Genomic DNA, 6,327 nt, shown 5'->3' with positions numbered 1-6,327 from the left:
CCGGCGCCGCTGGCCGGCCTGCGCTGCCTCGTGGTGGACGACGACCCCGCCATCCTCGACGGCACGCACGCGCTGCTCACGCAGTGGGGCTGCGAGGTCGAATGCGTCACCACCGGCGCCGAGGCGCTGGCGCGGCTGGGTACCGGCGACATCGTCTACGACGCCGTGCTGTGCGACCTGCAACTGGCCGGCGACGCCGACGGCGTGGAAGTGATCGACGCCGCCCGCCGCCTGCAGCCCGGCGCGCTCGCCGTGCTGGTGTCGGGCGCCACCGGGCCCGAGGTGCTGCAGCGGCTGCGCCACGGCGGCGTGACGCTGTTGACCAAACCGGTGGCGCCGGCCAAGCTGCGCGCACTACTCACCACGCGGCGCCACGCGCCCGGCGCCTGACCACGCATGCCCACCGCCATCGACCTGAAAGACGTCCGCCCCTTCGTCGCCACGCCCTGCCACGGCGGCGCGGTCGGCACCGAGTGCGTGCGCAGCCTGCTCGGCCTGGTCAACCTCGCGTGGACCCACGGCTTCGCGATGCAGACGCGCTTTCTCGACGGCGACAGCCTCGTCACGCGCGCCCGCAATCGGCTGGCCGCCGAGTTCCTGGCCGACACGCGCTGGACGCACCTGTTCTGGATCGACGCCGACATCGGCTTCGAGCCCGAGGCCGCACTGCGGCTGCTGGGCGCGGGCCGCGATGTGGTGGCCGGCGTGTACCCGCACAAGAGCGACGGCTGGCCCGAAGGCGGCCTGCGCGCGCCGCTGCCGGCCGGCACCACGCGCGCCGATTTCGAGGCGCTGCATGCGGCGTTTCCGGTCAACGTGAACGACGCGGGGGCGCGCGTGGACGCCGACGGTTTTCTCGAAGTGCTGGACGCACCCACCGGCTTCATGCTGATCGCGCGCCGCGTGCTCGAGCAGATGGCGCAGGCGCTGCCCGAGCTGCGCTACACGCCCGACCGCATGGACGACCCGCTCGCCGCGGCGCGCCCGCACTACCGCTTCTTCGACGTGTTCGCCGAACCGGGCAACGGGCGCTACCTCAGCGAGGACTACGGCTTCTGCCGCCGCTGGCAGTCGATCGGCGGGCGCGTGCACGTCGACACACGCTCGCAGCTGTCGCACCAGGGCCTGCGCACCTACCGCGGCGATTTTTCGAGAACGCTGGGGCTGGGCGACTGAGCCGCTTGCAGGTCCAGCGGCAAGGTGTTGCGGTCGTAGTCGCGGTCCGACTCGATGCACCTCAGCTGCAGCCCCGGCCCTTCTTGCGCGAGGTAGTCGTAGCCGATGGCCTGGAACTGCCGCGCCGGATCGAGCCGCGTGTAGAGGTCGCGCCGCGCCACGCGGTCGGCGTGCCGGATGCTTTTGAGGTGGTAGAGCCGGTAGCGGCTGTAGAACATCAGGCCGTGGCGCTGCGCGTCGTCGGGCAGCCACGGGCCGTGGAGTTCCGAACTCATTTCAAACGAGATCTGCTGCGGCAAACGGAACAGCCGTGCGCGCGACTTGCGGCCCCACGGGCCATCGCTGCGCCAGGTGTCGGGCGAATTCCAGAGTTCGCAGGACACGAGCGACAGGCTGGCGAGCTGGTGGTCGGGCAACGAATCGACGGTGGCGTTCAGGTGGCGCAGGAACAGCTGCTCGTAGCGCTCGTCGGCATCGCACACCAGCACCCAGCCCGCGCCGTGGCGGCGCGCCGCTTCGAGCAGGCGGCGCTTGTTCTTGTTCTCTCGCCACACATGCGCGCCGTCGGCGCACGGCGGGTTCGACAGCAACTCCAGCAGCATCGGTTCGCGCCGCAGGATGTCGGCGGTGCCGTCGGTCGAGCCGTCGTCGAGCGCGACGATGCCGTCCACATGGCCGCGCAGGTGGTCGAGGCAACCCGGCAGACAACGCGCCTCGTTGCGCACTTGCAGCACGCAGACGATGCGCAGGCGCGACGTGAGACGCGGTGCGATCGGCGGGCGCGCGCACCGCGGGCAATGAAAGGCGCTGGGTTCGTGGTGCAGCAGGCGCGCGCAGACCTCGCACTGGCGGCGCGAGCCCATCGGCACCACGGGTGCGGCGACCAGCCAGGCCGGCGCTTCGGCGGGCCATGCGCTGGCGCTGTCGTCGCGTGCGATGCGGTCGAAGTCGCGGCCCCATCCGGCATCGCCCGCGCGCGCCTCATGCGGCGTGCACTTGATCCAGTCGACGTCGCGGTCGAACTGCTCGCCGCCCGTGCGCGTCTCGTCCGACAGGTGCAGCAGGTGCGCGTCCGGGCAGGCCAGCAACTGCCAGCCCGCCATCTCCAGGCGCACGCGCAGGTTGTCGTCGTCGCCGCCCCATTCTTCGAGGGATTCGTCGTAGCCATGCACGGCATCGAAGGCTTCGCGCGCGCAGCACAGCGAGCCGTAGAAGGTCTGCAGCAGCAGCTCGGGTGGCACCTGGCGCGCGAAGACGGTGTCGAGCGTGTCCGTGAGTTCGTCGAAGCGCGCAAAGCCGACGCGGCCGACGGCCACGCCGCGCGCGTGCCCCATCGCGGCGTTTAGCAACAGGGCCGGCGCATCGCCCACGTAGGCGGACTCGGGCGAATGGACCAGCAAGAAGCGCCCCGCACTGCCGCGCACGCCGGCGTTGATGGCCTTGCACGGCGGGCGCCATGAATGCGCCACGTCGTTCACCAGCACCTTCCAGCGGATCTGCGGAAAGCGTTCGACCAGTGCCAGCACGCCCGCCTCCTCACCGGGCTCGTCGAGCGCGACCACGACCTCGATGCCGGGCCGTGCCCAATACCCCGCGTTCATCGGCAACACGCGCTCGAAATCGGCGAGCTTGCGGTAGAAAGGCAGCACGACGCTGAGCCACGGACGGTTCGTGTCAGCCTCTCGACCTTCCAACGCCATGATGTTCACTGCATCGCTCCTTCAGCGATGACGCACCGGAGATGCCCATGCAAGGCTGCTACATCAACCTCGAGCGAAGCAACGAGCGCCGCGCCGCCATGGACGCGCAGTTGCAACGGCTCGGGCTGGCGAATGTCCGGCGGCACACAGCCATCGATGCGCAGGCGCTCGCGCCCGGCAACACGGCGATCACGCCCGGCGAGCGCGCCTGCTTTCTCTCGCACACCGAAGCCCTCACCCGCGCGAACCCCGGCGAAGCACTGCTGGTGCTCGAAGACGACGCGCAGCTCAGCGAGGCCCTGCCAGCAGTGCTGCGCAGCGGCGCGCTCGCGCAACTGGAAGCCGAAGGCTGCGACATCGCGTTCCTCGAATGCCAGCCCGTGACCTCGACGCAGCACCTGCTTGCGCTCTGGCACAGCCTGCAATGCCGCCTGCCGCCGCAAGGAAGTGGTGCGCCGCGCCATGCGCTGTCGGGCATCGACTTTCTCGACGCACGCACGCTCTACAACTGGGGTGCGGTCGCCTACGTTGTGACGCCGAAGGGCCTGCGCGTGCTGCCCGCGCTGCTGCAGGAAGCGATCACGCACGGGCCATTGCGACCCTACGACCTGACGCTGGGCAGCTTCCTGCGCAACGGCCGCCTGCAAGGCGTGGTGCTCTCGCCCTTCCTCGCCACGCCTGCATCCGGCAGCCATGCCGACAGCACCCTCGGCAGCCCGACGGAATCGGCGGCGCACGACGTGCTCGGCGGTGCGCTGCGGCGCCTGTTCTTCGCCGGGCCGCTCGACGGCCTCGAAGCCCACGTCGCACCGTGGCGCCACGCCCCGCTCACCGACGACCCGCAGCTGCGGCTGCTCGCGGACCTGATGGCGCAACTCTTCGTGCTCACGGCCCGCGATCACGCGCCGCGCTGACACGCGTGCGGTCTCAAAAGTCCGAACAGCCGTTGCGCCGCTCGGTGTTCACGCAGCTCAGCAGGTTGGGCCGCGAGCGCACGCGCGACCATTCGCGCGCCAGCACGTCGGCGCCCTGCTGCGCGCGGTCGCCGTCCAGCGGCCCGGTGGCCAGGCAGATCGGCGCCTGGCCGATGTTCCGGTCGTACAGGTACGAGGTCAGCGGCTCGCGCACCACGTCCACCGAAGGCAAGAGCGGCAGGCCGCTCACGCGCAGCTGGCCCGGCACCACGCGCACGGCGTAGCCCTCGGCCGAAGTGAAGGTGCCGTTGATCGGGTACAGGCCCGTCGGGCTGCCCGGCAGCGCCGGCGAGAACATCGAGCCGCTGAAGCCCGCGCCGGTGTCGCCCAGGATCAGCCCGGTGATGCTGTAGATGAAGAAGGGGTTGGGCGCGCCCACGGTGCGCGACGCGTCGGCGATCACGATGGTCGCCGTCGGCTGCTGCGCATAAATAAAGTGGTTGTCGCCCGGCGTCACGGTCACGGTGCACAGGCCCAGGTAGGCGCAGTGATAGAAGTTGGGCAGCGGGCCCGAGCCCGCGAGGCCGCCGCGCGTTTCGCCGACCCAGGTGTCGGCCCACACGCGCCACAGCGCGCCCGAGATGCCGTGGCCGCCCGGGTTCTGGAAGCGCGCCGCCGCCACGAGGTCGGTGCCGCTGGTGCTGCTGACCGGTGCGCCCAGCGTGAGGTCGCCGCTCAGCGTGCGCACGAACACGGTGTTGGCGGCCATCGAATCGGCCGAGGTGACCTGCGGCAGGTTGCCCGCCGCATCGAAGCCCGTGACCGACACCGGCCCGATCGTGACCGCGTTCGCGTCCACGTAGGCAAAGCCGCCCGCCGCGCCGCCGCCGACCGTGGCCACGTCATTGCCCGGGTTGCGCAGATCGACGCTGCCGTTGCGCGAGCGCGCGAGCAGCGTGCCCGCCGTGATCGTGCCCGCGCCCGACTGGCTCACGTTGCCGCCCGACAGCAGCCCCAGCGTCGCGGCCGAGACCGGCGCGTTGAGCGCGATGCCGCCGCCACCGCCTTCGTTCTGCAGGGTGAGCGCGCCCGAGGTCGTGAGCGCACCGGCCACCGTGATGGCGCCCGCGTGCGTGGTGCTGCCTGCGACGATGATCGGCGCCGACAGCTGCGCGAACTCCGCGCCCGACACCGAGAAGCCGTTGACCGTCGGGCCGCCCAGCACGATGGGCGTGGCCGTGTCGTCCGACGCGACCATGTTGGCATCGACCCCACCCGGGCGCAGGTCGATGGCGCCGGCCGCGACCACCGGCGCCTCGATCACGATCGAATCGCCGCTGCCGTCGTTGCTCGCGCGCAGCAGCACGTTGCCGCTGCTGCGGATGCCGGGCAGCGCGCCCGGCGCGGTCGGCGCACCGCCGGCCTGCAGCACGACGCCGCGCCCGCCGTTCTGCGAGCGGCCCGTGACCTCGATGTTGCCGCCGCCCGTGGTGACGAGCTGCGCGCCGTTCTCCAGCCGCACGCCGCTGTCTTCGGTCACGCCCGGCGCCGAGGGGTCGTTGTTGAAGTTGTAGCCGCGCACCGCGATGTTGCCGCTGCCGGTGGTGATGCTGCTGCCGCCGTTGATGAGCACGCCGTGCGCCGCCGCGAAGGTCGACGACGCCTGGCGCCGCGCCACGCCCTGCACCGTGACGTTGCCGCTGGTGGTGCTGATGGTGCTCGGCCCGATCTGGCCGCTGGTGATGACCACGCCGCTGTCCCAGGTGGTCGAGGTGCCGCGGATGTCGACGTTGCCGGTGGCGCTGGCGATGCGCGCGCCCTGCAGCAGCACGTCGCCGCCCTCGATGCGCACGTTGCCGCCCGCGCCCGCGTTGCTCTGGCCGACGCGCGTGTCGACCTGCACGTCCTGCGTGAGGATCACGGTGCCGGTGGGCGCACCGGGCTGGCCGCTGAGCAGCGACACGTTGCCGCCGTCGGTGATGACCTGCCCGCCGTTCAGGCGGATGAAGCCGCTGCCGGGCGTGCCCGTGCCCACCGCGTTCATCGTCACGCTGCCGCCCTGCGTGAGGATGTTGCCCCCGAAGTCGATGAAGCCGCTGTTGCCCGAGGGCGTGCCGTCGGGGTTGACGCCCGCGTTCATCACCACGTTCAGGTCGTCGCCGCCGGTCGCGCGGATGGTGGTGCCGGGCGTGCGCGTCTGGATGCCGCTGGCGGCGTCCAGCTGCAGCGTGAGCGGGCCCTTGGAGCCGGTGTAGTTGATGTCGACGTCGGCATCGAGCGTGATGACGCCGCCACCGCCCGTGCCGGTGCCCGTCGTGATCTTCACGCTGGTGCCGCCGTTGAGCGCGGTGTTGATGTCGCCGTCCTGGATGGTCGAGTTGGCGACCGCGTCGTAGGGGTTGGTCGGCAGCGTGCCCGCGGCCGTGCCGTGGGCGATGGTGAGGTCGAAGGGGTCGATGAACCACTGCCCCGCCGCGCCCACCGGTGCCGACGCGTCGACGCGCGCGCCGCGCAGGTCGAAGCGCCCGGCCGAGGTC

General features: G+C 71.6%; 5 protein-coding genes. 3 read left to right on the top strand and 2 right to left on the bottom strand.

Features of this window, described 5'->3' with window-relative positions:
* Both VBO01S_RS30415 and VBO01S_RS30410 read left to right on the top strand, forming a co-directional pair.
* Positions 1 to 390: response regulator (locus VBO01S_RS30415; RefSeq protein WP_157627526.1), on the top strand; the 390-nt coding region annotated here is incomplete at its 5' end.
* 6 nt (positions 391 to 396) lie between these two features.
* Entirely contained in the window at positions 397 to 1,176 is a 780-nt protein-coding gene (locus VBO01S_RS30410) for a hypothetical protein (RefSeq protein ID WP_062482675.1), read from the top strand.
* Here VBO01S_RS30410 and VBO01S_RS30405 read toward each other — a convergent pair.
* Complete coding sequence (locus VBO01S_RS30405; RefSeq protein ID WP_255221252.1) at positions 1,134 to 2,876, bottom strand: glycosyltransferase family 2 protein; 1,743 nt, start codon at positions 2,874 to 2,876, stop codon at positions 1,134 to 1,136. The genes VBO01S_RS30410 and VBO01S_RS30405 overlap by 43 nt on opposite strands.
* Positions 2,877 to 2,923: 47 nt before the next feature.
* Between VBO01S_RS30405 and VBO01S_RS30400 the strand changes: the two genes are divergently transcribed.
* Complete coding sequence (locus VBO01S_RS30400) at positions 2,924 to 3,790, top strand: glycosyltransferase family 25 protein (protein WP_169805110.1); 867 nt, start codon at positions 2,924 to 2,926, stop codon at positions 3,788 to 3,790.
* A gap of 13 nt (positions 3,791 to 3,803) precedes the next feature.
* Here the strand turns inward: VBO01S_RS30400 and VBO01S_RS32895 are convergent.
* Positions 3,804 to 6,327: MBG domain-containing protein (locus VBO01S_RS32895; RefSeq protein WP_303621492.1), on the bottom strand; the 2,524-nt coding region annotated here is incomplete at its 5' end.

The sequence above is a fragment of the Variovorax boronicumulans NBRC 103145 genome (assembly GCF_001591345.1).
Lineage (GTDB): Bacteria > Pseudomonadota > Gammaproteobacteria > Burkholderiales > Burkholderiaceae_C > Variovorax > Variovorax boronicumulans.
Note: the sequence above shows the minus strand (reverse complement) of the source record. Positions and strands in the feature narration are given on the sequence as shown.